25 protein-coding genes, 2 tRNA genes, 1 other RNA gene and 1 pseudogene are annotated in these 24,975 nt (G+C 71.4%); 14 read left to right on the plus strand and 15 right to left on the minus strand.

What is annotated here, in order from left to right; all coding sequences use genetic code 11:
• Nucleotides 1–41: 41 nt before the first annotated feature.
• Together D7I43_RS18400 and D7I43_RS18405 are read right to left on the minus strand one after the other, a co-directional pair.
• On the minus strand, nucleotides 42–1,271 hold the full coding sequence (locus tag D7I43_RS18400) for a sensor histidine kinase (protein ID WP_120329772.1): 1,230 nt from the start codon (nucleotides 1,269–1,271) through the stop codon (nucleotides 42–44).
• A complete protein-coding gene (locus tag D7I43_RS18405; protein WP_120329773.1) occupies nucleotides 1,268–1,924 on the minus strand; it encodes a response regulator transcription factor in 657 nt (218 codons plus the stop codon). Before D7I43_RS18405 ends, D7I43_RS18400 begins: the two co-directional genes overlap by 4 nt.
• A 154-nt stretch (nucleotides 1,925–2,078) precedes the next feature.
• Between D7I43_RS18405 and D7I43_RS18410 the strand changes: the two genes are divergently transcribed.
• From D7I43_RS18410 to D7I43_RS18425, 4 genes are read left to right on the plus strand one after another with little or no spacing between them, the layout of a single operon-like run.
• On the plus strand, nucleotides 2,079–2,606 hold the full coding sequence (locus tag D7I43_RS18410; RefSeq protein WP_120329774.1) for a hypothetical protein: 528 nt from the start codon (nucleotides 2,079–2,081) through the stop codon (nucleotides 2,604–2,606).
• Nucleotides 2,607–2,623: 17 nt separating this feature from the next.
• A complete protein-coding gene (locus D7I43_RS18415) occupies nucleotides 2,624–3,685 on the plus strand; it encodes a peptidoglycan-binding protein (RefSeq protein WP_120329929.1) in 1,062 nt (353 codons plus the stop codon).
• Entirely contained in the window at nucleotides 3,682–4,380 is a 699-nt protein-coding gene (locus D7I43_RS18420) for an ABC transporter ATP-binding protein (protein ID WP_120329775.1), read from the plus strand. The genes D7I43_RS18415 and D7I43_RS18420 overlap by 4 nt, the downstream gene beginning before the upstream one ends.
• Nucleotides 4,380–5,615: an ABC transporter permease gene (locus D7I43_RS18425; protein WP_120329776.1), complete on the plus strand. Its 1,236-nt coding sequence runs from the start codon at nucleotides 4,380–4,382 to the stop codon at nucleotides 5,613–5,615. The genes D7I43_RS18420 and D7I43_RS18425 overlap by 1 nt, the downstream gene beginning before the upstream one ends.
• A 102-nt stretch (nucleotides 5,616–5,717) precedes the next feature.
• On the opposite strand, the gene D7I43_RS18430 is transcribed toward D7I43_RS18425, so the two are convergent.
• From D7I43_RS18430 to deoD, 3 genes are all read right to left on the minus strand, one after another.
• A complete protein-coding gene (locus D7I43_RS18430) occupies nucleotides 5,718–6,182 on the minus strand; it encodes an acyl-CoA thioesterase (RefSeq protein WP_120329777.1) in 465 nt (154 codons plus the stop codon).
• Nucleotides 6,179–6,817: a TetR/AcrR family transcriptional regulator gene (locus D7I43_RS18435; RefSeq protein WP_120329930.1), complete on the minus strand. Its 639-nt coding sequence runs from the start codon at nucleotides 6,815–6,817 to the stop codon at nucleotides 6,179–6,181. Before D7I43_RS18435 ends, D7I43_RS18430 begins: the two co-directional genes overlap by 4 nt.
• Nucleotides 6,818–6,974: 157 nt before the next feature.
• On the minus strand, nucleotides 6,975–7,682 hold the full coding sequence (gene deoD, locus D7I43_RS18440) for a purine-nucleoside phosphorylase (protein ID WP_120329778.1): 708 nt from the start codon (nucleotides 7,680–7,682) through the stop codon (nucleotides 6,975–6,977).
• Nucleotides 7,683–7,757: 75 nt separating this feature from the next.
• On the opposite strand from deoD, the gene D7I43_RS18445 reads away from it, so the two are divergent.
• Nucleotides 7,758–7,844, plus strand: a tRNA-Ser gene (locus tag D7I43_RS18445).
• A 199-nt stretch (nucleotides 7,845–8,043) separates the two neighbouring features.
• Here D7I43_RS18445 and D7I43_RS18450 read toward each other — a convergent pair.
• The 6 genes and pseudogenes from D7I43_RS18450 to D7I43_RS18470 all read right to left on the minus strand — a co-directional run bounded on the left by D7I43_RS18450 (nucleotide 8,044) and on the right by D7I43_RS18470 (nucleotide 12,483).
• Nucleotides 8,044–8,298, minus strand: a complete 255-nt coding sequence (locus D7I43_RS18450; protein ID WP_120329779.1) for a hypothetical protein — start codon at nucleotides 8,296–8,298, stop codon at nucleotides 8,044–8,046.
• A 612-nt stretch (nucleotides 8,299–8,910) separates the two neighbouring features.
• Nucleotides 8,911–10,141 (minus strand): annotated as a pseudogene (locus tag D7I43_RS18455) (tyrosine-type recombinase/integrase).
• A 14-nt stretch (nucleotides 10,142–10,155) separates the two neighbouring features.
• Nucleotides 10,156–10,362: a helix-turn-helix domain-containing protein gene (locus tag D7I43_RS18460; protein WP_120329780.1), complete on the minus strand. Its 207-nt coding sequence runs from the start codon at nucleotides 10,360–10,362 to the stop codon at nucleotides 10,156–10,158.
• Nucleotides 10,359–10,526 carry a hypothetical protein gene (locus D7I43_RS33065; protein WP_192902193.1) on the minus strand — a complete coding sequence of 56 codons (168 nt, stop codon included), beginning with the start codon at nucleotides 10,524–10,526 and terminating at the stop codon, nucleotides 10,359–10,361. The genes D7I43_RS18460 and D7I43_RS33065 overlap by 4 nt, the downstream gene beginning before the upstream one ends.
• 285 nt (nucleotides 10,527–10,811) lie before the next feature.
• Nucleotides 10,812–11,537 carry a phosphoribosyltransferase gene (locus D7I43_RS18465; protein ID WP_240033030.1) on the minus strand — a complete coding sequence of 242 codons (726 nt, stop codon included), beginning with the start codon at nucleotides 11,535–11,537 and terminating at the stop codon, nucleotides 10,812–10,814.
• A 28-nt stretch (nucleotides 11,538–11,565) separates the two neighbouring features.
• The gene (locus tag D7I43_RS18470) at nucleotides 11,566–12,483 is read right to left on the minus strand and encodes a DNA-processing protein DprA (RefSeq protein WP_120329782.1); all 918 of its coding nucleotides are present in this window, start codon (nucleotides 12,481–12,483) and stop codon (nucleotides 11,566–11,568) included.
• Nucleotides 12,484–12,881: 398 nt separating this feature from the next.
• Between D7I43_RS18470 and D7I43_RS18475 the strand changes: the two genes are divergently transcribed.
• Nucleotides 12,882–13,895, plus strand: a complete 1,014-nt coding sequence (locus tag D7I43_RS18475; RefSeq protein WP_120329783.1) for an aminopeptidase — start codon at nucleotides 12,882–12,884, stop codon at nucleotides 13,893–13,895.
• Here D7I43_RS18475 and D7I43_RS18480 read toward each other — a convergent pair.
• From D7I43_RS18480 to D7I43_RS18490, 3 genes are all read right to left on the minus strand, one after another.
• Nucleotides 13,892–14,377, minus strand: coding sequence for a hypothetical protein (locus tag D7I43_RS18480; RefSeq protein ID WP_120329931.1), 486 nt, complete (start codon nucleotides 14,375–14,377; stop codon nucleotides 13,892–13,894). The genes D7I43_RS18475 and D7I43_RS18480 overlap by 4 nt on opposite strands.
• Nucleotides 14,378–14,458: 81 nt before the next feature.
• Entirely contained in the window at nucleotides 14,459–15,025 is a 567-nt protein-coding gene (locus tag D7I43_RS18485) for a hypothetical protein (RefSeq protein ID WP_120329784.1), read from the minus strand.
• Between the two features lie 256 nt (nucleotides 15,026–15,281).
• Nucleotides 15,282–16,061: an alpha/beta fold hydrolase gene (locus tag D7I43_RS18490; protein ID WP_204985232.1), complete on the minus strand. Its 780-nt coding sequence runs from the start codon at nucleotides 16,059–16,061 to the stop codon at nucleotides 15,282–15,284.
• A gap of 94 nt (nucleotides 16,062–16,155) precedes the next feature.
• On the opposite strand from D7I43_RS18490, the gene D7I43_RS18495 reads away from it, so the two are divergent.
• On the plus strand, nucleotides 16,156–16,758 hold the full coding sequence (locus tag D7I43_RS18495) for a TetR/AcrR family transcriptional regulator (protein WP_204985233.1): 603 nt from the start codon (nucleotides 16,156–16,158) through the stop codon (nucleotides 16,756–16,758).
• Between the two features lie 87 nt (nucleotides 16,759–16,845).
• Here D7I43_RS18495 and D7I43_RS18500 read toward each other — a convergent pair.
• Nucleotides 16,846–16,931: transfer RNA gene (locus D7I43_RS18500), tRNA-Ser, on the minus strand.
• A 79-nt stretch (nucleotides 16,932–17,010) separates the two neighbouring features.
• Between D7I43_RS18500 and ffs the strand changes: the two genes are divergently transcribed.
• The 7 genes from ffs to D7I43_RS18535 all read left to right on the plus strand — a co-directional run bounded on the left by ffs (nucleotide 17,011) and on the right by D7I43_RS18535 (nucleotide 24,974).
• An RNA gene (ffs, locus tag D7I43_RS18505) (signal recognition particle sRNA small type) lies at nucleotides 17,011–17,105 on the plus strand.
• Between the two features lie 163 nt (nucleotides 17,106–17,268).
• On the plus strand, nucleotides 17,269–19,800 hold the full coding sequence (locus tag D7I43_RS18510; protein WP_120329786.1) for a DNA polymerase III subunit gamma and tau: 2,532 nt from the start codon (nucleotides 17,269–17,271) through the stop codon (nucleotides 19,798–19,800).
• A gap of 221 nt (nucleotides 19,801–20,021) precedes the next feature.
• Nucleotides 20,022–20,330, plus strand: coding sequence for a YbaB/EbfC family nucleoid-associated protein (locus D7I43_RS18515; protein ID WP_240033041.1), 309 nt, complete (start codon nucleotides 20,022–20,024; stop codon nucleotides 20,328–20,330).
• A gap of 7 nt (nucleotides 20,331–20,337) precedes the next feature.
• Nucleotides 20,338–20,931 (plus strand): recombination mediator RecR, encoded by a 594-nt coding sequence (gene recR / locus D7I43_RS18520; RefSeq protein WP_120329788.1) that lies wholly within the window; start codon nucleotides 20,338–20,340, stop codon nucleotides 20,929–20,931.
• Nucleotides 20,932–21,184: 253 nt separating this feature from the next.
• Nucleotides 21,185–22,858 (plus strand): ABC transporter substrate-binding protein, encoded by a 1,674-nt coding sequence (locus tag D7I43_RS18525; RefSeq protein WP_120329789.1) that lies wholly within the window; start codon nucleotides 21,185–21,187, stop codon nucleotides 22,856–22,858.
• Between the two features lie 96 nt (nucleotides 22,859–22,954).
• The gene (locus D7I43_RS18530) at nucleotides 22,955–23,962 is read left to right on the plus strand and encodes an ABC transporter permease (RefSeq protein ID WP_120329790.1); all 1,008 of its coding nucleotides are present in this window, start codon (nucleotides 22,955–22,957) and stop codon (nucleotides 23,960–23,962) included.
• 55 nt (nucleotides 23,963–24,017) lie between these two features.
• The gene (locus D7I43_RS18535; protein WP_120329791.1) at nucleotides 24,018–24,974 is read left to right on the plus strand and encodes an ABC transporter permease; all 957 of its coding nucleotides are present in this window, start codon (nucleotides 24,018–24,020) and stop codon (nucleotides 24,972–24,974) included.
• The last annotated feature ends 1 nt before the right edge of the window (nucleotide 24,975 follow it).

Consider the following 24,975-nt stretch of genomic DNA (forward strand, 5'->3'; position numbering starts at 1 on the left):
CCCGCGACCCCTCGCCGGCGACCCCTGCCCGGGAGCGCGGGCTACCGGAGACTCCGGTCCGGCTCCGCCCGCCGGCTGTCCGGCACGGCGGAGAGCTGCGGTGCGGCCGGCGCCACGGGCAACCGTACGGTGACCACCAGCCCGCCGCCGTCGCGCGGCTGAGCCGTCACCGTGCCGCCGTGCGCCCGGGCCACGGCCCGGACGATGGACAGGCCCAGGCCGAACCCGCGGCCCCCGCCGACCCGGTCACCGGCGAGCCGGCGGAACGGCTCGAAGATCGCCTCCACGTCGTAGCCCGGCACCACCGGGCCGGTGTTGCTCACCGTGAGCGTCGCGTGGCCGTCCCACGAGCCGGTGCCGACGTGGACCCAGCCTCCGGTGGGCACGTTGTGCCGCACCGCGTTCTCCACGAGGTTGGTGGTGAGCCGTTCCAGCAGGACCGGGTCGCCCACCACCGGCGCCGGCGCCAGCTCCCGGGTCACGACCGGTCCGTCGCCCTTCCCGGCGGCCTGGTCGAGCACGTGGTCGGCCACGTCGGCGAGGTCCACCCGGGACCGGGCGGTGAGTTCGTTCTCCGAGTCGGCCAGGGTCAGCAGCCCGTCGATCAACCGCTCGTGCCGCTCGTTCACGGCGAGCAGCGACTCGCCCAGCCGGCGTACGTCCTCGGAGGCGCCCGGCCGGGTGACCGCCAGCTCGATGAGCGACCGGTTCAGCGCGAGCGGGGTGCGCAGCTCGTGCGAGGCGTTCGCGACGAACCGCCGCTGCCCGTCGAACGACCGGTCCAGCCGTTCCAGCATCTCGTCGAAGGTGTCGGCCAGCTCGCGGATCTCGTCGCCGGGGCCGGAGAGGGAGATGCGTTCGTGCAGGCCCCGCCCGGCCACGTCGGCACCGGCGATCCTCCGGGCGGTCCCGGTGATCTGGTGCAGCGGTTGCAGCGCCCGGCCGGCGACCAGCCAGCCGAACGCGATGGCCACGACCGAGACCAGGCCCAGCGCGATCCCGCCCTGGGTGAGCAGCGAGTCCAGCGTCTGGTCCCGCGCGTCGTCCTGCGCCTTGTTGACGATGAGGCGCAGCTGTTCGGCCTGGTCGCCGGTGAGCCTCCCGTTCATGTCCTGCACCACGGGTTTGACGTCGCGCAGCGCCAGCCCGAACGGCTGCACCGTGCGCTGGTCGACGAGCACGTAGGTGACCGCGAGGAGGACCAGGCCGGCCCCGAGGAAGAGGCCGCCGTAGATCAGGGTGAGCCGTGCCCGCAGGGAGAGTCGCTTCACGGTATCCGGTATCCCACGCCGGCCAGGGTCTCGACCACCTGCGGCTCGCCCAGCTTGCGGCGAAGCTTCATGACGGTGACCCGGACCGCGTTGGTGAACGGGTCGATGTGCTCGTCCCAGGCACGTTCCAGCAGTTCCTCGGTCGAGACCACGGCGCCGTCGGCGCGCATCAGCTCGACCAGCACGGCGAACTCCTTGCGGGACAGCGGCACGTACCGGCCGTCGCGGTGCACCTCGCGGCGGGCCGGGTCGAGCACGATGCCGGCGCGGGTCAGGGTCGGCGGCGCGGCCCGGCGGGCTCGCCGGCTCAGCGCGTGCACCCGGGCGGAGAGCTCGACCAGGGCGAACGGCTTGGTCAGGTAGTCGTCGGCGCCGATCGCGAGGCCGGCCACCCGCTCGCGTACGGCCGCCGCGGCCGTCAGCATCAGCACCCGGGTCTCCCCGCCGCCGTCGACGATCGCCCGGCACACGTCGTCCCCGTGCACCCCGGGCAGGTCACGGTCGAGGACGACCACGTCGTACTCGTTCACACCGAGCCGTTCCAGCGCGGCGCCGCCGTCGTACGCGACGTCCACCGCGAACGCCTCGCGGCGCAGCCACTCGGCGATGCTCTCGGCGAGCAGGCTCTCGTCCTCCACCACCAGGACCCTCACCCGTCCATGGTGCCGCCCGCCGGATAACGCCGCCGTAAACGCCCGCCGTTACGCCCCGGATACGCCCCTTGCCGTCGACTGGGCGGGAGGCCCGGCGGTGCGTCGTGGCCGATCGGAGCGCCCGGCACACGGCCGGGCCGGGAGAGGAAGCGTCATGCGACGAGGACTGTTCGCACTGCCGCTGCTGCTCGCCCTGACCCTTCCCGCCTGCGGGAACGGCCAGGACGAGGAGCCGGCGGTGGCGACGGCCGGGGGCGGTGGGGCGCAGGCCGCGTCCGCCAGCCCGGCGGCCCAGCTCAGCGACGAGGAACGGCAGTTGAAGTTCACCGGGTGCATGCGGGAGCACGGCGTCGAGGTGCCGGACCCGGAGCCGGGCGGGCAGCGGCTGTTCCGGTTCGACGGGAACACCGACCCGAAGAAGGTGCAGGCGGCCATGGAGGCGTGCCGCCAGTACCTGCCCAACGGCGGCGAGAAGCGCAAGCTCGACCCGGAGCAGGTGGAGCGGCTGCGCAAGCTCGCCACCTGCATGCGGGAGAACGGCGTGCCCGAGTTCCCCGACCCGTCGCCGGACGGCGGGCTGCAGCTCCGGCTCGACGTGGTCGACCTCAAGGACCCGAAGGTGAAGGCCGCCATGGAGAAGTGCCGGCAGTACGCGCCGAAGATCGCGGAGGCGACGCGGTGAGGGTTCGTCGCCCGCGGCTGCGCGCCGTCGCGCTGGCCGCCGCGGTCGTGCTGGCGGCCGCCGCCGGCGTCGCGGCCGCGGTGGGCTTCGGTGGCACCGACCGGGGTACGGCCGCCGCCGGCACCACCCCGCCGGCCACCGCCACCGTCACCCGCCAGACGTTGACCGACGCGCAGGAGGTGGACGGGACACTCGGGTACGGCAGCCCGCGTACCGCCTCCGCCCGCCTCACCGGCACGATCACCGCCCTGCCCGACACCGGCACGGTCGTCAAGCGGGGCGGCCGGCTGTACGCGGTGGACGACGAACCGGTGGTGCTCCTCTACGGGGCGCTGCCCGCGTACCGGGTGCTCGAACCCGGGGTGGAGGGGGCCGACGTCAAGCAGTTCGAGCGGAACCTGCGGGCGCTCGGGCGGACCGGCTTCATCGTCGACGACGAGTACACCGACAGCACCGCCGACGCGGTCCGCGAGTGGCAGGAGGACCTCGGGCTGCCCGAGACCGGCCGCGTCGAGCCGGGCCGGGTCGTCTACGCCGACGGCGCCGTACGCGTGGAGAGCCAGCAGGCCGCCACCGGGGACGCGGCGCAGCCCGGCCAGGCGGTGCTCACGTACACCGGCACCAGCCGGCTCGTCACCGTGGACCTGGACGTGGACGACCAGCGGCTGGCGAAGAAGGGCGGCGCGGTCAGCGTCGGCCTGCCCGACGGGGGCTCGGTGCCCGGCAAGATCGAATCGGTGCAGACCGTGATCGACCCGGGCTCGGGCGGCGCGGGCGGCCAGTCCAGCGAGGCGGAGACGAAGATCGAGGTCACCGTCTCGGTGGCCGACCCAGCGAAGCTCGCCGGATACGACCAGGCGAGCGTCGAGGTCACCTTCACCGCCGCCGAGCGGCCGGACGTGCTCACCGTGCCGGTGGCCGCGCTGCTCGCGCTCGCCGAGGGCGGCTACGGCGTGGAGGTGGTCGACGGGGGCCGGAGCCGGATCGTGGCCGTGACCACCGGGCTCTTCGCCGCCGGCCGGGTCGAGGTGAGCGGCCCCGACATCGCCGAGGGCATGACGGTGGGGATGCCGGCATGACCGGTGACGCCGTGGTGCTCGACCGGGTGAGCCGGACGTACCCCGGCGGGGTGACGGCGCTGCGCGAGGTGTCGCTGCGGATCCGCCACGGCGAACTGGTGGCGATCGTGGGACCGTCCGGGTCGGGCAAGTCGACGATGTTGAACCTGATCGGCACCCTGGACCGCCCGTCGACGGGCCGGGTGGTGATCGACGGCTACGACGTGGCGGCCCTGCCGGACCGGCAGCTCTCCGCGCTGCGGGCCCGCCGGATCGGCTTCGTCTTCCAGCAGTTCCACCTGGCCTCCGGCACGCCCGTGCTGGACAACGTGGCCGACGGCCTGCTGTACGCCGGCGTACCCCGGCGGGAGCGACGGCGGCGGGCGGAGGCCGCGCTGGACCGGGTGGGCCTCGGCCACCGGCTGACGCACCGGCCGCACGAACTCTCCGGCGGGGAGCGGCAGCGGGTGGCGGTGGCCCGGGCGGTCGTCGGTGAGCCGGCGGTGCTCCTCGCCGACGAGCCGACCGGGAACCTCGACTCGGTGGCCGGCGCCGGGGTGCTCGCGCTGCTGCGCGACCTGCACGCGGCGGGGACCACCGTCGTGGTGATCACCCACGATCGGGAGATCGCCGACGGGCTTCCCCGACAGGTGCGGATGCGTGACGGCCGGGTGCTCGCCGACACGGCGGCGCCGCTCGCCGAGGGGGTGCGCTGATGGCCGTGCAGACCCCGCTGCGGCTCGTGCCGGCGGACACCCGACCGCGCCTGACACCGGCCCGGCTCGCTCCGGGCGACGTGTTCCGGGTCGGCGGCGTGGGCCTGCGCACCCGGCCGCTGCGCGCGTTCCTCTCGGCGCTGGGCATCGCGATCGGCATCGCGGCGATGGTCGCCGTCGTCGGCATCTCGTCGTCGTCCCGGGCCGATCTCGACCGCACGCTGGACCGGCTCGGCACCAACCTGCTCACCGTCGCGCCGGGCAACACCCTCTTCGGCGAGCAGGCGAAGCTGCCGGTCGAGTCGGTCGCGATGATCGGCCGGATCGGGCCGGTGACGGACGCCTCCGCCACGGGGCAGGTGCCGGACGCCCCGGTCTACCGCACCGACCGCATCCCGTCGGGCGAGACCGGCGGGATCGCCACGCGGGCCGCCCAGCTCGGCCTGCTCGACACGGTCGGTGCGACCGTACGCAGCGGCACCTGGCTGAACGCGGCCACCGAGCGGTATCCGGCCGTGGTGCTCGGCGACGCCGCCGCCCGGCGGCTCGGGCTCGGTGCGGCCGGGCCCGAGGTGCAGGTGTACGTGGGCGGTCGCTGGTTCACCGTGGTGGGCATCCTGGCTCCGGCCCCGCTCGCACCGGAGCTGGACAGTTCGGTGCTCGTCGGCTGGCCGGCCGCCGAGGCGTACCTGGAGTTCGACGGGCACCCCACGACCGTCTACACGCGATCGCGGGAGGAGTCGGTGGAGGCGGTGCGCGCGGTGCTCGGCGCGACCGCGAACCCGGAGGCGCCGAACGAGGTGCAGGTGTCGCGGCCGTCGGACGCGCTCGCCGCCGCGGCCGCCACCGACGAGGCGTTCACCGGGCTGCTGCTGGGGCTCGGCGCGGTGGCGCTGCTCGTCGGCGGCGTGGGCGTGGCCAACACCATGGTCATCTCGGTGCTGGAACGGCGGGCGGAGATCGGGTTGCGCCGGTCGCTGGGCGCCACCAGGGGACAGGTCCGCGTCCAGTTCCTCGCCGAGTCGCTGCTGCTCTCCGCGCTCGGCGGTGCGGGCGGGGTGCTGCTCGGCATCCTGGTCACCGCGGGGTACGCGTTCTGGCGGCAGTGGCCGACCGCGGTGCCGGTGTGGGCGATGGCCGGTGGCGTCGGAGCCACCCTGCTCATCGGTGGCCTCGCGGGCCTCTACCCGGCCGTCCGGGCCGCCCGCCTCGCCCCGACCGAGGCGCTCGCCTGACCGGGGCCGGGCGTCGTGAGCGGGTCGGGTGCGTTCGTCGTCGCGGAGGCGGCGGACGCACCCGACCCGGCGGTGCGTCAGGCGGACGCGCCGCGCGGTGCGTCAGGCGGCGGTGGTCGCGGGCCGGAGCAGGGTGGCGGCCACGGCCCGGGCGGCGTCCGTCCAGGGCGCCGGCCGCAGCGTCGCCGGGTCCAGCCGCACGATCGAGCGGTGGCCCTCGGCGTGCAGCGTGTGGCCGTCCACCGAGCGGAACTGGAAGCCGTACTCGGCGCTGCTCGTGCCGAAGTGGTTGAGCCAGAAGTGCAGCGCCACGGGGCCGGTGCTGGTGATCGGCGCGCGGTAGGTGATCGCGAACTCCCGCACGGCGTGGAACAGGTCGGGCGGGGTGGAGCTGCCCCGGTAGGCGAGCCCACGCTGCGACCAGTACGGGGTGAGCCCCCGTTCCAGCAGCACCGCGTACCGGGCGTTGTGCATGATGCCCATGGCGTCGAGGTCGTCGAAGTGCACGGTGACGTGCTCGACGTGCCCGTACGCCACGGCGGGCTGGTCGGTGAGGGTGGCACTCATGGTCGGCCTTCCGGTAGCAGGGTCGGGTCGGTGCACAGCGCCCGGAGGCGGTCCAGCAGACCCTGGCGGGCGTGCCGGTACGCGGCCTCCGGCTCCAGCAGCCGGGAGTGCATGGCGGCGCTCATCCCGAGCGCGTCGATCTCGTACGCCAGTTGCGGCACGTCGACGTCGGCGGCGAGCTCGCCGGCGTCCACGGCCTGCCGCACCAGCTCCTCGAGGAACGCCGTCCAGCGGCGGAACGCCTCGGCGAGCCGGTCGCGGACCGGGCCGGGCCGGGCGTTGTACTCGAACTGGGTGTTGGCGAAGAAGCAGCCGCCGGGCAGCACGCGGGCGGCGTAGAAGTCGATCCGGGCCTCGTGAAGTGCCCGGATCCGGCGTACGCCCCGCGGGGCGCGTAGCGCCGGCGCGACGATCCGCTCCTGCCACTGCTCCACGGCCCGGTCGATCGCCGCGAGCTGGAGCGCTTCCTTCGACCGCCAGTGTGCGAAGAGCCCCGACTTGCTCACCCCGAGCGCGTCGGCGAGCTGGGCGAGGCTGAGCCCGTGCAGGCCGGCCTCGGTGGCGAGGACCACGGCCGCGTCCAGTGTCGCGGCGCGGGTGCGCTCGCCCCTCGCGAGGCGTCCGTCGACCGTCATGCCGACACCGTACTCAATCAGCACGACCGGTCGTATTGTTTTGTGCCGTGACCGTCGTCACCCGCCAACGCCGCCGCCCCGCCGTCCGGGTGGACGGCGGGGCGGCGGAAGGGCAGGTGGCTGTGCGCCGGCTGTGCTGCCGGAGGCAGGTGGCGGGTCAGGCGATGATCGTGTCCAGCGCGATCTCCACCATCTGGCTGAACGTCTGCTCACGCTCGGCGGCGGTGGTCTTCTCGCCCGTCTTGATGTGGTCGCTCACGGTCAGCACCGTGAGGGCCCGCGCCTTGAACCGGGCCGCGATCGTGTACAGCGCCGCGGACTCCATTTCGACGGCCAGCACCCCGTAGTCGGCGAGGGTGTCGTAGAGGTCCGGCCGGTCGGTGTAGAAGGCGTCGGCGGCCAGGATCGGCCCCACGTGCATGGTGACGCCCTGCCGCTCGGCCACCTCCACGGCCGTACGCAGCAGCCCGAAGTCGGCCACCGGGGCGTAGTCGATCAGCCCGTCGAACCGCATCCGGTTCATGTTCGAGTCGGTGGACGAGCCGATCGCCGCGATCACGTCGCGCAGCTTCAGGTCCTCCCGCAGGGCGCCGCAGGAGCCGACCCGGATCAGGGTCTTCACGCCGTACTCGTTGATCAGCTCGTGGGCGTAGATCGACGCCGACGGCATGCCCATGCCCGAGCCCTGGACGGAGACGTCGACACCCTTCCAGCGGCCGGTGAAGCCCAGCATGCCGCGGACGGTCGAGTAGCACTCCGCGCCCTCGAGGTAGGTCTCCGCGATCCACTTGGCCCGCAGCGGGTCGCCCGGCATCAGGACCCGCTCGGCGATCTCTCCCGGCTTCGCGCCGATGTGCGTACTCATGGCAAGGATCCTGCCAGGCGCAGCCGGGCGGTACCGGTTCGGCATCGCAACCTGCGGTCCTGTACCCTACTCGGCGGTGGTGTGTCCGAGTGGCCTAAGGAGCACGCCTCGAAAGCGTGTGAGGGTTCACGCCCTCCGCGGGTTCAAATCCCGCCGCCACCGCTCGTGAACAGCGAGAACGCCCGGCCGATCCACACGGATCGACCGGGCGTTCCGCTATCTCAAGATCGCTAGTCTCATTCGTCGTCTCAATAAGCCGCAGGCGGGCCGCGGCGATATACCCCGCCTGGGCAGGAAGCCCGATGCCCGCCCAGACGACTGGACGGGCATCGGTGGCCAAGCCGAAGCTAGGCCAGGGGGATCACTTGCCGGACTTGTTCTTGGTCGGGTCGACCAACTTCGACGGGCCGCCCTTGGGAGTCGGCGGGATCCGGTGGCCCTTCGGGACGGTCACCTCGGGACCGCCCTTGACGGGCAGGTACTGACCGCTCTTCGGAGCGGGGGTGCCCGGGTTCACAACGACCGGCTTGGCGGCCGGGCGAGCGGCGGGCTTGGCGGCCGGGCGAGCGGCGGGCTTACCCGCTCCCGAAGCCGGCTTCGTGGCCTTGTTCGCCACTTTTCTCCTTCTGGTTGAGCACGCCAGACGCGCCCCTGCGGAGAATTTCACTCCCCTGAGGTCTCGCGAAAGACACCAGGCGGTGATAGCCTCGCCGGTCTACTGCCAGGTAGAAACGACGACCCGGTGGGGCGGCCCGGAGAACCGGCACCCTGCCGGGTCTTCGTGCTGTGTTGCTCGGATCAAAGTACTTGTCGGCGGCATGGGGATCAAGGAGGCCGAGACGCTCCAGGCGCTAGATGTTGTGGTGTGAGACCGCCATGTTGCCCACATCTAGTGGCGTTGGCCTGTGGATAACTCCGCACCCCCTCTCGTTCGCACATGCGTTCTATTGAATAAACTGCCTGGTCAGGTGGCGGAATGCATCGGCCACTCGCGATGTAACCAACTGTGAGAGTCCGTGGACAGCGGTGTGGGAAACCTGTGTCTACTCCATTCGACCTGTGGGTATTACGGACGGCTACATCGATCAAAGTGGATCACATATCGCGCTTCCCGGGAGTGTCTGGCATAAAACCGGCGAATGTTGCCAATGCATGACTCGGCCCGGCCGACGAAGCGCCCGGCCGGGCCGATTGGGGCCGCAGCACGCCGTTCCGCCGCCAAGATGCTCTAGCTTGCGCCGTCGTTATTCGGCCCGCTTGGGGTTGACCATAGGAGTCCGCCCACCCGCTTTGCGATGTCTCGGCGGATCTGCGCCGTGATGTGCTGGTATCGGGCGGCCATGGAAGAGCTCGACCAACCCATGATGCCCATCACGGCCCGCTCCGGTACGCCGAGCAAGAGCAGCACCGTTGCTGCGGTGTCTCGCGTCGTGTAGGCGTCCATCTCGCAGCCCGGCCAGCTTGAGTAGGCGCTTCCATTCGTCGTAGTCGGTTCGCGGGTTGACCGGCTCACCGGTCGGCGTGGCGAACAGCCAACCGCCCTCCTGCCAGAGCTGGGCCGCCCGGTCGCGCTCCTGGTCTTGCTCCTTCCGGTGCTGCCGGAGCAGCGTCACCAGCTCATCCGGCAGACCGATGCTCCGGCGACCCGCACGCGACTTCGTCTCGGTGGTTTCGGCGCGTAGCGGCACCCGTTTGGGGCAGTGGCCGCCGAACTTCCGCCCGCACTTTCCCTCGCACCCGTGCCGCCATTTCGGGCGTTGCCGACCGCGCCGCACGGTTAAAACTCCGGCGTCCAAATCTACGTCCGGCCATTTGAGGCCGAGCGCTTCGCTCTGCCGTAGTCCGAGGGCAAGCGCGATTGCCCATCGGGCGTGATTCCGCCGTTCGCTGGCGACGGCCGGTAGCCGTTGAATCTCGCTGACGGAGTATGGCTCGACTTCCTCATGGGGTAGGCGCGGCGCTTTGGCCAGCGCGGCCGGATTTCGGGCGAGGTGACCCCGACGCATTGCTTCGTTGAGTGCGGCACGAATCGTCCGGTGTGCCTGATGCGCGGTGGCCGGGGCACTTCCGCTCCGCATCATCTGCCGATACAGCGTCTCAAGGCGCTCCGGCTCCAATCGGTCGATTCGGTGGCCACCCACGCCGGGGATCAAGTGCTTTCGCGCGGCCACCCGATATCCGGCGAGCGTGTTCTCACGGACGGACTGAGCGGCGATGTTCTCGACCCAATGCGTGAGCCACTTCTCGACGGTCCAACGCTGACCGACCTTGCGAACCGTGCCGCTGTCCCGCTCCCGTTCCAGTGCGCGAACCTTGCGGATCACCTCTGCCTCGGTCATGGCCTGAACGTGACGCCGGTCGGGTCGGCCGTTGTTCTTCACGCCAACGGTGACTCGTCCGTGCCAGTAGCCATCGCTGCCCTTGTAAATGCTGGACGCGCCAGCGGGTTTGCGTCCCAATCTGTCCTCCGGTTTCAGGCGGCCTGGTCGAGTGAATGCGAGTTGTCAAGCAAGTTGTCTACGTACTCGTTCAGGCAGGCCAATGGCACGCGGCGGAGTCTGCCAATGGTCACGGTGCGAACCTCGCCGTTCTTTACGAGGCCGTACATTGTGGTTCGGCCGATTCCGAGACGCTGCGCCGCTTCTTCGACGGTCAAGACGATTCGGTCGCCGGAGTTCATTTGCAGGCGTCCTCCCTCCGGGTGGCGTCGATGTAGATGCGGTGCCAGGTGGACGGGGGCCGGTCGGGGTACGGCCGGCTGACGTGCTGGATGGTGAGTACGCGGGCGCGTGCGGCGAGGGTGGCGGCGGTTCCGGCGGGGGTGCCGTGCAGCCTGATTCGCATGCTGGCGGCCTTTCCGTCGTTGGGTGGGTTCGGTGGAGGGTTGGTGAGGAGTTGTGGTAGTGGTGCGCAGGGCGGCCCCGCTGAGAGCGCCGTAGAGCCAAGATCTCCGGCGGGTTGGTGTGACCGGTTGCGTCGGAGCGTCTGTGTGGCGTTCAGCGGCTGCGTTGAACAGCTCGTTCCGGGCAGGGATGCACGACGCCCGTTCGGCGCTAAGCCGAACGGGCGGGAGGCGGGATCCTTGCCTGTCCAGGCGACCGATCCCAGGTATGCGCCTTGTACTAGCGACTAGTGCGGCCTGTCGACGGGCGTACAGCGGGTGATGTCGAACCAGGGGGCTGCCCGTAGCCGATCAACGAGCGGCTTCGACGGACCGTAGTCCGGGTTGACCCTTCGGCCGATGACTACCGCTGCGACTGCTACTGCGCCGGCTGCCTTGAGGGCGAATGCCAGGGACTGAACTCGACCCCCGGTTGTCCATGTGTCATCGAGCAGGAGCACTCTGCCGCCGGTCGCGCTGCCCGGCGGCAGGTAGAAGCGGTCGCGGTAGAAGTTCCGGTCATCGGCGCCGTAGGCAGAGTTCGGGACTGGGCGTAGCACGGGCAGAGGCATACGTCTGGCGACGATGGTCTCTAGCGGATGCTCGCCCTGCCGGCCGCGCGTGGAGGGAACCGTAACGACGTGTGTGAACGCGCCGCCGAGCGCGGCGGCGAAGCAATCCCAGTGATACGCGAGGTAGAGGACCGTGAGCGACGAGAGGTTTCCCATCGCAACGGCCGACGGTTGCGCCGACTTGTAGATGATCAGGTTGTGATCGTGCTGTGCGCGTGCGATTGAGTAGGCGATCGGGGCAACGATGTCCGCCTGCATGCCGCCGGATGCCGAGCGGTGCTGGCTGCACTGGTAGCAGAGTTCGAAACCACTGCCCGCGGTGCTGCGGCAGACGGCGCAGATGCCATCTCCCGGCGGTAGTGGGTTGCGTAGGTAGTTGCGCTGTCGCTCAACCACCTGCATCTCGTCATGCTGGGCGGTCGCCCATTGTCTAAAGGTCGACAAGGCGCGGCAGACCTTCAAGTGCCTGGAGCGAGTCGGGTATCTGGCGCACGATGAGGTCGACCGTAGCTACCAGTTCATTGGCTGTGGATACGACGTACACGCCCGGTCGGGTGGCGTACTCGCGTGCCCAGTCGTGCTGAAGGAGCGAGTCAGCCAGGACCACGGGCCGGCCGTGCTGTAGCGCAAGGCGAGCCTGCATGCGTGCCCCGCTACGGTATGCCGCCTCAACAACGACCGTCGCGGCGGCATAGCCGCTCATGACTGCGTTCCGCATGGGGAAAGTGTGCTTGCCGGGTGGCGCGTCTGGCCAGAACTGACTGAGCACCAAGCCGTCTTTGACGATCTGATCCTGTAGAGCCCTGTTGGTTGCTGGGTAGTACCTGTTGACCCCCGTACCGATGACCGCGACGGTACGGCCACCCGCGCGGAGGGCTGCGGTGTGAGCTGCTGTGTCGATGCCGGCAGCAAGACCCGAGACAACGGTGATGCCTGACTCGGCTAGGGCGGTTGCGCAAGTCTCGGCGATGCCGACGCCCTGGTCGCTGGGCCGGCGGGTCCCGACCACTGCCACTGCCCGGCGATCCTCCGCAAGCGTTCCCCGCGTGAACACGATCGGGGGCATCTGATGAATATCGCGCAGGCGAGCGGGATAGGTGTCATCGAACAGCGAATGCACGCCGATTCCGTCCGCCGCCCACGCCTGCAGCTCGGTGCGCGCACCGTTCAACGCATCTCGCGCCGGGTCTTCAGCAAACAGGGTCTCCCCTGCACCAAGGTGGCGATACAGGACAGCAAGCGCACTGCCTTCGGCAAGCACCTCTGCGGCTATCTCGGTCCAGCGAGCACCAGGCTGACGCAGCAGCGCGACAAGGGCTGCTACCTGGGCCTGGCGGTCTTCCGGCATGTCAGTGATCCTAGGAGTGCTATCTACAGGCGGCAGCGACACGGGGCTCATTGCCGCTCCTCCCTTCGGTTGGCCCTTGACTCTAAGTCTCGTACAGACGTACGACGGTTTCCGTTTGGCCACGATCACGCCATTGTCCAGCCTTGCAGCCCGGCCGGCACACTGCCGCGCCGCCTCGCTGGCGTCGGCTGCGGCGGTCGGCTCGTTGCGAGAGGGGCTGAACCATCTCCGCATCTCCGCATCTCCGCAGAGGTGGCTGTGAGCTGCGGAAACAGTTGCGGACGCCATGTGCGCCCAGACCCCCCCCGCTACGGGCTCACCGCCGCCCACCGGCCGGTGGCAGCCGATGATCCCGGGCGTCCCCCGTGGCAACCGCCGCCGTGGCAGGATCGCGGACCGTGCGCCCTCGTCGAGTACTGCTGCTGGCGTCCGTCCTGGCGGGTGCCCTCTCGGCGCTCGCGACGCTGTTCGACGAGTCGCGGATGGCGTTGCAGTCCGGCGCGGTCGCCCTGGCCGCGCTGGCCGTCCTCGCGCTGCTCCCGAACACGACGGCGGGGCGCGTACGGGTGGCCCTGGCCGCCGGTCTCGGGTTGCTCGCCCTGGTGATGGTCATGGAACTGCGGTGGCTCCCCGAACCGTCCGCCACCTCCCAACTGCTCGTCCCGTCCTACTCGCCCCTCGACGGCAGCCCGGCGCCGTCGCCGCACCCGTCGGCCCTGCTCGACGAGTGGCAGGAGGGAATCGACCGGAACCGTGCCGTCCAGACGGGGGAGTTGGTGGGCCTGCTCGCCCTCGCGTACGCGGTGGCCGCTCTGCCGCCCCGGAGGCGGACGAGACGGGCGCTGCTGGCCCGGATCCTCGCCGTACTGGTGCTCGTCGCCGCCCTCGCCGAGGCCTGGGGTGACCTTCGTGACGCACCGCTGACCGGCGCGCTCGGGGTCGCCTGGTCGGCGCTCCTGGCCGTCCTGGTCGCGGCGGTGGTGCTCGCGCTGTCCGGCGCACGGTCCGACCGGTTCGGCCTCCTGCCGCTCGGGGCGCTGCTGGTCGCGGGGGTGGCTGCCGTCGACCTCGGCCACCTCGTCGGTACGTGGTCGTCCTGGTGGTGGTTCGCCGAGGCCAGCCGCAGCGCCTACCTCACGTACGGGGTCGCGGTCGACACCGGCCTGGACGTCTCCCCGGCGGTGGAGGCGGCCGTCGCGCTCGCCGGACCGGCGCTGCTGACGCTCGGCGCCCTGCGCGCCGGCCAGGGCGACAGCGGCCGGGGCAACGCCGGCCAGGGCGACGGCGGCCGAGGCAACGCCGGCCAGGACGACAGCGGCCGGGGCAACGCCGTCGCCGCCGACGGCGACGAGCACGACGGGCACGACAAGCACGACGGCCCTGACGACACCGGGCCGGCCGACTCCACCTAGCAGGGGCCGACGCCCTCTTCGAAGAGCCGCCGGGCCCAGTCGGCGTACCCGGCGATGATCTTCCGCACCTCGCGTCCATCGTGGAGGAAGAGGTAGGCGCGGTCGCCGTGGCGGGCGAGCAGCCCGTCGAACCGGTACGTCCCCTGTGGAGCGTCGAGCGGAGCCAGCTCGGGGTAACGGGTGCGCAGCTCGTCGAGCGGGGTGCCGACCGTGACCCCCTGCGGCGTGCGGGTCGAGTCGCCCAGCCAGAGCAGCACCAACCGGTCGTCGATGAAGACGGGGCTGATGGTCTCGTGCCCGGCCAGTGTCGGGCCGCATCCCGCCACGTCGGTGCGCAGGATGCCGCGCCGGGTCAGCTCGCTCTCCGTGTCGCCGAAGTCGACGTCGTGCAGGCCGTCGAGGTCGAGCACCTCGCCGGCGGCCACCGGTGTCTGTGGCGTGTGGACGGTGGGCGGGCTGCCCGAGACGACGGCAGCCGTCAGCAGCCCCGCGATCACCGCGAATTGGCGCAATTTCATGGACTCCCCCGGGTCCCTAACGGATCGCGGGCGTCCAGGTTGCTGCTATCCGCCCGATTGCTGCTCTTCCCATTCCTCGGCAAGCTCGTCCCAGTAGTCGGGGCTCAGCCTCCGGCGCCCGTGGGCCAACCAGCCGGCGGTGTCCCGCTCCAGGTGCAGTCCCAGCTCGGCGAAGGCGTCGATCCACGGGCCGGGTTCGACGCCCAGCTCGACGAGGGCCGCGTTGATCGGCCAGCCCTCGCGCGGCCGGTCGAAGGCGCTCTCGACCTGCGGCCCCCACGTCAGCCTGCCGCCGAGCCACACCGCCGCCGACTGGTACCCGAGGCCGCCGACGAACTCCGCCTCGACGTACGCCACCGGCCCGGACCGTGACCAGCGGGCGAACGTCCCGGCGAGGGACGGCGAGAGTATCAGGCGGAACGGCTCATCGGGCGACCGTTCCGCCACCGAGAAGTCCGGCAGTGCCCCGGTCAGTTCCTCGACGAGTTGCGGCGTGACCGGCAGCAACGCGAAGTCCTGCCGCAGCGCGCCGAGGACGGCGTGGTCGAGCTCGGCGGTGTGCTCCCGGAGCAGCTCGGCGTCGGCGACCACGGCGCTGAGCTGGTAACTCATTGCCTCGCTCCGGGATCCACAGCCTGTGGATAGAACATGTGTACGACCGGGGTCGGTTCCCGGGTCAGCGCCGCGCCGGAAGGTTCTCGCACGCTGCCATCATGGCGGCGACCTCACCCGGATCGCGAACCAACGTGACCCTCCGGGACGGCTGCTGCCCTGGTGGCGCGGGCGGCGCGCGCGCATCGTGCTGGCCGTCGTCGCGTTCGCCGTGCTCGTCGCCGCGCCGATCCGGATGGCCAACCGACGCGGCCCGTCAGGACGTCTTCGCGAGGAACCGGGTGATCGCGGCTTCCCAGGCGGTGGGGTCTTCGAGGAAGGGCAGGTGTCCGGTCGGGATCTCCACCAACTCCGCGCCGGGGATGGCCGCCGCGACGTCGCGGTGCAGGTCCGGGGTGACCAGCAGGTCCGCCGTGGTGGAGATGACCAGCGTACGGGCGGTGATGCGGGACAGGTCGTCGCGTACGTCGACGCGGGTCACCAGGTCCATCTGGTCGCCGCCGCCCGGTGGGGCGGTGGCGGCGCTCGTCCGCAGGACGTCCTGCACCTCGTCGGGGCTGAGGGCCTCCAGCGCGTCGGCGCCGAGCGCCAGCGGGAGCGTGTGTCGGGCGAGCAGGAACAGCTCTCCCCTGGCCTGGAGGTCCCGTACCTGTTCGGCCGCGAGGCGCAACCGCGTGTTCGGCCGGGCGAACGGCGCGGTGAGCACGAGCGCAGCGACGCGGTCCGGGTGCCGGCTGGCGACGCGGACCGCCACCGCGCTGCCCAGCGAGTAGCCGAGCACGGCGAAGCGGTCGAGGCCCTGCTCGTCGGCGGCGGCGACCAGCTGGTCGGCGAGGTCGTCCAGGACGAGCGGCGCCCCGGCACGCGGGGTGTCCCCGGAGCCGGGGTAGTCGACGCCGACGACCGTGTGGCCGGTGGCGAGCGTGTCCAGGAGTGGTCCGTAGTTGGCGGCGACGCCCCCGCTCGCGCCGTGGGCGAGCAGCAGCCCGGGGCCGGTGCCACGGACCGTACGGGCGTAGGACGTGGCCGGAGACATGACCGGTAGCATGGCAGCACCCTCCCTGTTCTGTAGTGGTCGCTACAGACGGAGACGGTACCAGGTTTTTTAGCGAGGCCTATAAAATGGGGTCGTGGCCACAGGTGGACGTCCCCGCAGCTTCGACCGGGAGCAGGCGCTGGAGCGCGCGATGCTCCTGTTCTGGCGCCAGGGGTACGAGGCGACGTCGGTCTCCCAACTCACCCAGGCGATCGGCATCAATCCGCCCAGCCTGTACGCCGCGTTCGGCGACAAGCACCGGCTGTTCAGCGAGGCCGTCCAGCGCTACCAGGACACCAGCGGCACGGTCATGACCCGGGCCCTCGCCGGGGCGGGGACCGCCCGTGAGGCGATCGGTCGCCTGCTGCGCGACCTCGCCGCCGAGTACACCCGTCCCGACCGGCCACGCGGGTGCATGGTGATCACCGCCGCGGTGAACTGCGGCCCGGCCAGCGAGGACGTCAAGTCGGAGCTTCGTGCCCTGCGGGAGGCCAGCAGGCAGGCGATCCAGGACCGCATCGCCGCCGACGTACCCGCCGGCCTCCTGCCCGCGACGGTCGACACCGCCGCGCTGGCCGCCTTCTACGCGAGCGTCATCCAGGGCATGTCGACCCAGGCCGTCGACGGCGCCGACCGGCCGACGCTGGAACACATCGCGGACCTCGCCATGGCCGCCTGGCCGCGCCAGGACGGATGACGGACGAGGCGGCGGAACGACCCGGAACACGAATCAGGGCCGGCCCCGCGCGGGGGCCGACCCTTCCGTTTTTCCTGCTCAAGAGAGCGGAGGATACGAGATTCGAACTCGTGAGGGGGGTTACCCCAACACGCTTTCCAAGCGTGCGCCCTAGGCCGCTAGGCGAATCCTCCGCGGAACAGGATACAGGTCCCGTCCGGATCGCCCACCCCACCACCCCCGGAAGATCGACAGGGAGTCGGGTACGCTTGACGAGCCCCCCGTGCGGCGTGCATCTCGTGAACCTCCCCAGGGCCGGAAGGCAGCAAGGATAAGCGGGCTCTGACGGGTGCACGGGGGGCCCTTCTGTCTCGGGCCCGCCTCGGTCGACGCGAGGCCAGCGAAGCCGGTCCCCCCGACGCGGCGACAGCCGGGTCGGTCACACCGCAGCGTGCCGGCGGAACCGGCGGGGTGGGTGGTCACCCGGGGCGTACCGGCGCAGAATGGCTCGGTCGAGAGGAGGCGGGACGGGTGGCACTGGCGCTCTACCGCAAGTACCGGCCGCGTACGTTCGCCGAGGTCATCGGCCAGGAGCACGTCACCGAGCCGCTGACGCAGGCGTTGCGCAGCGGACGGCTCAACCACGCGTACCTCTTCTCCGGCCCCCGCGGCTGCGGCAAGACCTCCAGTGCCCGGATCCTGGCCCGCTCGCTCAACTGCGAGCAGGGGCCCACCCCCGAGCCGTGCGGGCAGTGCGAGTCCTGCCGGGCGCTGGCCAACGACGGTGCCGGCTCCATCGACGTCATCGAGATCGACGCGGCCAGCCACGGCGGCGTCGACGACGCCCGTGAGCTGCGGGAGAAGGCGGTCTTCGCGCCGGCGCGCAGCCGCTTCAAGATCTACGTCATCGACGAGGCGCACATGGTCTCGTCGGCCGGCTTCAACGCCCTGCTCAAGCTGGTCGAGGAGCCCCCGGACTACGTCAAGTTCATCTTCGCCACCACCGAGCCGGAGAAGGTCCTCGGCACGATCAAGTCGCGGACCCACCACTACCCGTTCCGACTCATCCCGCCGAAGGTGCTCCGCCCCTACCTGGAGCAGCTCTGCGAGGCCGAGGGCATCACCGTGGAGCCGGCCGTGTTCCCGCTGGTGGTGCGCGCCGGCGGCGGCAGCGCCCGGGACAGCCTCTCCGTTCTCGACCAGCTCATCGCCGGCGCCGGGCCGGAGGGCGTCACCTACGCCCGGGCCGCCGCCCTGCTCGGCGTCACCGACTCGGCGCTGATCGACGAGATGTGCGACGCGCTCGCCGCCGGTGACGGCGCGGCCGCCTACGCCACCGTCGACCGGGTGGCCGAGGCCGGGCACGACCCGCGCCGGTTCGCCTCCGACCTGCTCGAACGGCTGCGCGACCTCATCGTGCTCCAGCAGGTGCCCGACGCGGCCGCCAAGGGCCTCATCGACGGCCCCGCCGACCAGATCGAGCGGATGACGGCGCAGGCCCAGCGCCTCGGCCCGGGCACCCTGAGCCGCTGCGCCGACATCGTGCACAACGGCCTCGTGGAGATGCGCGGCACCACCGCACCCCGGCTGCTGCTGGAGCTGATCTGCGCCCGGATGCTGCTCCCCGGCGCCGACGACTCGGCCGGCGCCCTGCTCCAGCGCCTGGAACGCATGGAACGCCGGCTCACCCTGTCCGGCACCGACACGCCGTCGGCCGCCGCCGACCCCGCGCCGGTCGCTCACGCTCCGGCCGTACGCCCGGCGGCTGACGCCCCGGCGGCGGCTGGCGCCGCGGCACCGGCCGGGACCGCCACGGCGGCTGCCGCCACCCCCGCACCCGCACCCGCACCCCAGCCCGCACCCGGTGCCGGGGCGACCCGTTCGCCGGCCCCGGCGTCGGACGTTCCCGCCGGTGGCCCGGGCCGGCCCGCCTCCCGTCCCGACGACGGCTCGGCGGCGCCCCGCCGCGCGGTGCCGCCCTCGGCCGTGATGCCCGACCCGGCCACCCCCGCTCCGCCCCTGCCCGGCGCCGAGGCGCCCGGCACGCTGGACGCGGCGGCCGTACGCCGGGTGTGGCCGGACGTGGTCGGCAAGGTCAACCGGACCAACAAGCGGATCGCCGCGCTGATGCGGGACGCGGTGGTCCGCGAACTCGACGGCGACACCCTGGTGCTCACGGTGAAGTCGGCCGTGCTGGCCCGGATGATGTCCGACCACGCGGCGGTGCTCACCGACGCGCTCTACGAGGAACTGGGCGGGCGCTGGCAGATCCGCTGCGAGGTGGCCGGCGAGCGGGGTGGTGTGACGCTCTCCGGTCCGCCCCGGTCCGCCGCTCCCGCGCGGCCCGCGTCCCCGCCGCCCGGCCCGGCGGCCGCCGGCCCGGCGTCGACGGGCGCTCGCGGTGCGGAAGGTGCCGGTGCCACGGGTACGGGCGCCGGCGAGGCCCCCGCCGACGACGAGGAGGACTGGCCCGAGCCGGCCCGCCCCGGCGGCGCCGCCCCCGGTCCTGACGACAGCGACGCGGGCGACTGGCCCGAGCCTGCCCGGCCGGGTGGTGCCGGCGGCGCCGCGCCGGGTGGCCCGGTCGGCGGTGCGGCCGGTGGCGCGGTCGGCGCTCCGGCTGGTGCTGCCGCCCCGGCGGGTGTCCCCGCGGCTCCGGTCCGTCCGGCGGCCCCGGCGGGTGCCTCCGGTGGCGCCGCCCCGGCCACGCCCCGCCAGTCGGCCGCCGGGAGCGGCACCGGTGCACCCGTGAGCAGCGCGATCGCGGCGGCGCGTGCCGCCGCTGCGGGGCGCGGTGCGCGTACGGCCGCACCGGCCCGGCCGACCGCGGACAGCGACTGGGCGGGCGAACCGCCGTACGACCCCGACTACGACGGGCCGGTCCGGCCCGGCGGAGGGCGACCGGCGGCGGCCCCCGTCTACGAGGGGTTCGACCCGGGCGACGAGCCGCTGGACGACGTGATCGACGAGAAGACGGCCCGGGAGTCGAGCGAGGAGCAGGCGGTACGGCTGCTGCGTGAGGCGCTCGGGGCCGAGAAGATCGACGAGGTGGACGCCCGCTGAGACCTCGCGGTCGCCGAGCGAGGCGTGGTCGATCACGCAGTGGTGGTGGGGGTGGAAGGCGTTGATCCCCGCAGATCGGGCACCGGAACTGCCTGATCGCCGACTCGGTGGGCGGCACGCGCACCGGGCAGGGCGGGACGGCGCACAGCGGATAGGCTGAGCGGCGGCCCGACAGACGAGTGCGAGAAGGAGCCGTCGTGCGCCCAGGTGGACAGCCGAACATGCAGCAGATGCTGAAGCAGGCGCAGAAGATGCAGCAGCAGCTCGCCAAGGCGCAGGCCGAGCTCGCCGAGGCCGAGCTGACCGGCACCGCCGGCGGTGGGCTGGTGACCGTGACCGTCGCCGGCACCGGCGAGGTCAAGAGCATCAAGATCGACCCGAAGGCGGTCGACCCGGAGGACGTGGAGACCCTGGAGGACCTGGTCGTCGCCGCCCTGCACAACGCCGCCGAGGCGGCTCGGGAGCTGACCGAGCGGAAGATGGGCCCCGTCACCGGCGGCATGGGCGGCCTCGGCCTGCCCGGTTTCTGAGCAGCAGATGTACGAAGGCGCCATCCAGGACCTGATCGACGAGCTGGGCCGGCTGCCGGGCGTCGGCCCGAAGAGCGCCCAGCGGATCGCCTTCCACGTCCTGTCCGCCGACCCGGCCGACGTCAACCGCCTGGCGGGCGCGCTGCGCAAGGTCAAGGAGCTGGTGCGGTTCTGCACGAGCTGCTACAACGTCGCCGAGTCCGAGCAGTGCCGGATCTGCCGCGACCCGCGCCGCACCGACGAGGTGATCTGCGTGGTCGAGGAGCCGAAGGACGTGGTGGCGATCGAGCGGACCGGTGAGTTCCGCGGCCGCTACCACGTGCTCGGCGGCGCGATCAACCCGCTGGAGGGGATCGGGCCGGACAACCTGCGCATCCGGGAGCTGATGACGCGGCTCGGCGGTGGCGCGGTGCGCGAGCTGATCCTCGCCACCGACCCGAACACGGAGGGTGAGGCGACGGCCACCTACCTCGCGCTGATGGTCAAGCCGATGGGGATCGCCGTGACCCGTCTCGCCAGCGGCCTGCCGGTCGGCGGTGACCTGGAGTACGCGGACGAGATCACTCTCGGCCGCGCCTTCGAGGGCCGCCGGGCCGTCTGAACCGGCCCGGACGCCCCGGGTTCTTACCACAGTGGTGGGTGTGGTGGACGCTGCCCGCACTGCTCGCGAACCGCCCAAAGCAGCCCGTTACATGTGTCGCCATCGGTCTCCGGCGGGCCGTCGGGTGTCAGAAGGTGTCGGCTTGATAGCGATTGCCGCGCGGGCGTTCCGCTTTGCAAGTGACCTGTCATAGCCTCCCGCACACGGACCGAGCCACGACTCCGCGTGGTCCGGCGCATGACAGAGGTGAGAGATGCAGGCGAGAAGGCTCAGAACGGCCGTCGCGATCGCGGCCGTCACCGCCCTGGCGGTCGGCGCCGCCGGGTGCGCGGAGAGTGAGCGTGACGGCGACAGCGGTGAGGCCAAGACCGGCGGCACCTTCATCTTCGCGGGTGCCGGTGACCCGAAGAACTTCGACCCGATCTTCAACGACGACGGTGAGTCGTTCCGCCCGATCCGGCAGATGTTCGACACCCTGGTCACCCACAAGCCGGGCACCGCGGAGCTGACGGGCGGCCTGGCGGAGAGCTGGGAGCACGACCCGACCGGTAAGGTCTGGACGTTCAAGCTGCGCCAGGGCGTCAAGTTCCACGACGGCACCCCCTTCAACGCCGCCGCGGTCTGCTACAACTTCGACCGCTGGTACAACATGAAGGGCGCCGCCGCCCAGGCCAACATGATCTACTACATGGACGTCTTCGGCGGGTTCGCGAAGAACGAGGCCGAGGGTGCCGGCGAGTCGATCTACGACAAGTGCGAGGCGAAGGACGACAACACCGCCGTCCTCTCGCTCAAGAAGTACAAGGGTGCCTTCCCCGGCGCGTTCGCGCTGACCTCGCTCTCCATCGCGAGCCCCGAGGCGCTCAAGAAGTACGACGCCGACACGGTCACGCAGAGCGGTGACTCGTTCGCCTACAGCGCGTTCGCCAACGAGCACCCGGTCGGCACCGGCCCGTTCACCTTCGGTGGCTGGGACAAGGCCAAGGGCGAGATCACCCTCAACCGGAACCCGGACTACTGGGGTGACAAGGCCAAGGTCGACAAGCTGATCATCAAGATCATCAAGGACGAGAACACCCGTAAGCAGGAGCTGCGGGCCGGTACCGTCCAGGGCATCGACTTCCCGGCCCCGGCCGACCGCAAGGCGCTCGCCGACGAGGGCTTCCAGGTCATCGACCGGCCGGCCTTCAACATCCTCTACCTGGGCATCAACCAGAAGAACCCGAAGCTGAAGGACCTGCGGGTGCGCCAGGCGATCGCCTACGCCCTCAACCGCCAGCAGCTCGTGCAGACCAAGGGCCCGGGCGGCGCGAAGGTCGCCGACGAGTTCATGCCGGACACCGTGCTCGGCTACGCCCCGGACGTGCAGAAGTACGAGTACAACCCGGAGAAGGCCAAGCAGCTACTCAAGGAGGCCGGCGCCGAGAACCTGACGCTGAACTTCTACTACCCGCCGGACGTCACCCGGCCGTACATGCCGAACCCGCAGGAGATCTTCACCGTCCTGGCGAACGACCTCCAGGCCGTCGGCATCAAGGTGAACGGTGTGCCGCGTCCGTGGAACGGTGGCTTCAAGGACGACGTGCAGACGTTCGGCAAGCACGACCTGCACATCCTCGGCTGGACCGGTGACTACAACGACCCGGGCAACTTCGTCGGGACGTTCTTCGGCCGGGGCAAGGCCGAGTTCGGCGACCAGGCGATGACCGAGATGTTCGACGCCATCGGCAAGGCCGACGCCACCGTCGACGAGGCGGGCAAGAAGGCGGCCTGGGAGCAGGTCAACCGTGACATCGCCAGCAAGTGGCTGCCGGCCGTGCCGGTGTGGCACGCCCCGCCGGCCATCGTCGTGACGAAGGACGTCGAGGGCCTGGTGGCCAGCCCGCTCACCGACGAGCGGTTCAACACCGTCAGCGTCAAGCAGTGACGTCCGCAGGCTGACGCCGTAGGCGGAATCGGCCCGGGTTGGGGACTTCCCCGCCCGGGCCGATTCCGCGACCATCGAGAGTCTGGTGTGTGAAAGATGTTGCGAGTCATAGTTCGCCGCCTGCTGCAACTGGTGGTGACGCTCATAGCGCTGTCGGCGCTGATCTTCATCTGGCTGCGGAACCTGCCCGGCGGCCCCGTCGACGCGCTGCTCGGCGAGCGCGCCACCCCCGAGACCCGCGCCCTGCTGACCAAGGCCCTCGGCTACGACCAGCCGATCCTGGTCCAGTACGGCAAGTTCATGCAGCGGATCCTCACCGGTGACTTCGGCAACTCGATCCGCACCGGAGACCCCGTCACCGAGGTGATCGGCCGGGCCTTCCCGGCCACCGTCGAGCTGGCCCTCGCCGCGATGATCATCGCGGTCGGCCTCGGCGTGCCGCTCGGCTACCTGGCCGCCCGCTGGCGCGGCCGGTTCCTCGACAACCTCACGATCGCCGGCACCCTGCTCGGCATCTCGATCCCGATCTTCTTCCTGGGCTACCTGCTCAAGGACGTCTTCACCCAGAACATCCACTGGTTCCCGCCGTCCGGCCGGGTGAGCACGGGCATCGACAACACGAACGTCACCGGCTTCTTCGTCCTGGACGGCCTGCTGACCCGCGAGTTCGACGCCGCCGCCGACGCACTCTGGCACCTGCTCCTGCCGGCGATCACGCTCGCCACGATCCCGCTGGCCGTCATCGTCCGCATCACCCGGGCGAGCGTGCTCGACGTCCTCAACGAGGACTACGTCCGCACCGCCGAGGCCAAGGGCCTGCGGCACCGCACCATCCGGGGCCGGCACATCCTGCGCAACGCCCTGCTTCCGGTGGTCACGGCCATCGGCCTCCAGACTGGCGCGCTGCTGTCCGGGGCAGTGCTCACCGAGAAGGTCTACAACTGGGGTGGCCTCGGCACGCTGATCACCGACTCGATCAGCGGCAGCCGGGACTACCCGGTGCTCCAAGCGCTGATCCTGCTCGCCGCACTGGTGTTCGTGGTGGTCAACCTGCTGGTCGACCTCTCGTACGCCTTCATCGACCCACGGGTGCGTGTGCGATGAGCGGGCGGATGATCACCGGGTCCCGGCCCGGCGGCGAACGAAGCGAGGCGACGGCATGAGCGAGCGTAGTATCGGACTGCTCGGCGAGCGTAAGAAGGCGCGGCTGGAGGAACTGGCCCGGGCCAGCGCGGACAAGGGCGGGGTCAGCCTCGTCCGGGACGCGGCCCGGCGGCTGCGACGCAACCCCGTCGCCATCGTCGGCGCGATCATCGTGGGTCTGTTCGTGCTGGTGGCGGCGTTCGCCCCGCTCATCGCGCCACACGACCCGGTGCAGCGGTTCGACGAGCTGACCCGCAACCTCACCGTCGACAACATCCCCGGCGCGAGCAGCGAGTTCCCGCTCGGGTCCGACCCGCTGGGCCGGGACTTCCTGTCGCGGCTCATCTACGGCAGCCGGCAGACCCTCTTCGTCGGCGTCCTCGCCACCCTCATCGGGCTCGCCTTCGGCGTGGTGTTCGGCGCGCTCGCCGGCGCCTTCGGCGGCTGGATCGACGTCATCCTGATGCGGCTCACCGACGTCATGCTGGCCCTGCCCAGCCTGCTGCTGGCGATCACCCTGGTCGCCATGGCGAGCAAGTCCAGCCAGTGGACGGTGATCTTCGCGGTCGCCATCGTCAACGTGCCGATCTTCGCCCGCCTGCTGCGCGGCTCGATGCTCGCGCAGCGGGAGAGCGACCACGTGCTCGCCGCGCGGGCGCTCGGCGTCAAGGAACGCAACATCGTGCTGCGGCACATGCTGCCGAACTCGCTGACCGCCGTGATCGTGCAGGCCACGCTCACGTTCGCGGTGGCCATCCTGGACGCGGCGGCCCTCTCCTTCCTCGGTCTCGGTGACCCGGACATCAACCGGGCCGAGTGGGGCCTCATGCTCGGCGTGGACGGCCAGCGCTACTTCGAGGTACGACCGGAGCTGGCCTACTACCCGGCGCTCGCGATCATCGTGGTCGCGCTCGGCTTCACCCTGCTCGGCGAGGCCATGCGCGAGGCCATCGACCCGAAGAACCGGCGGTGAC

Source organism: Micromonospora globbae (genome assembly GCF_003610785.1).
In the GTDB taxonomy this organism is placed as follows: domain Bacteria; phylum Actinomycetota; class Actinomycetes; order Mycobacteriales; family Micromonosporaceae; genus Micromonospora; species Micromonospora globbae.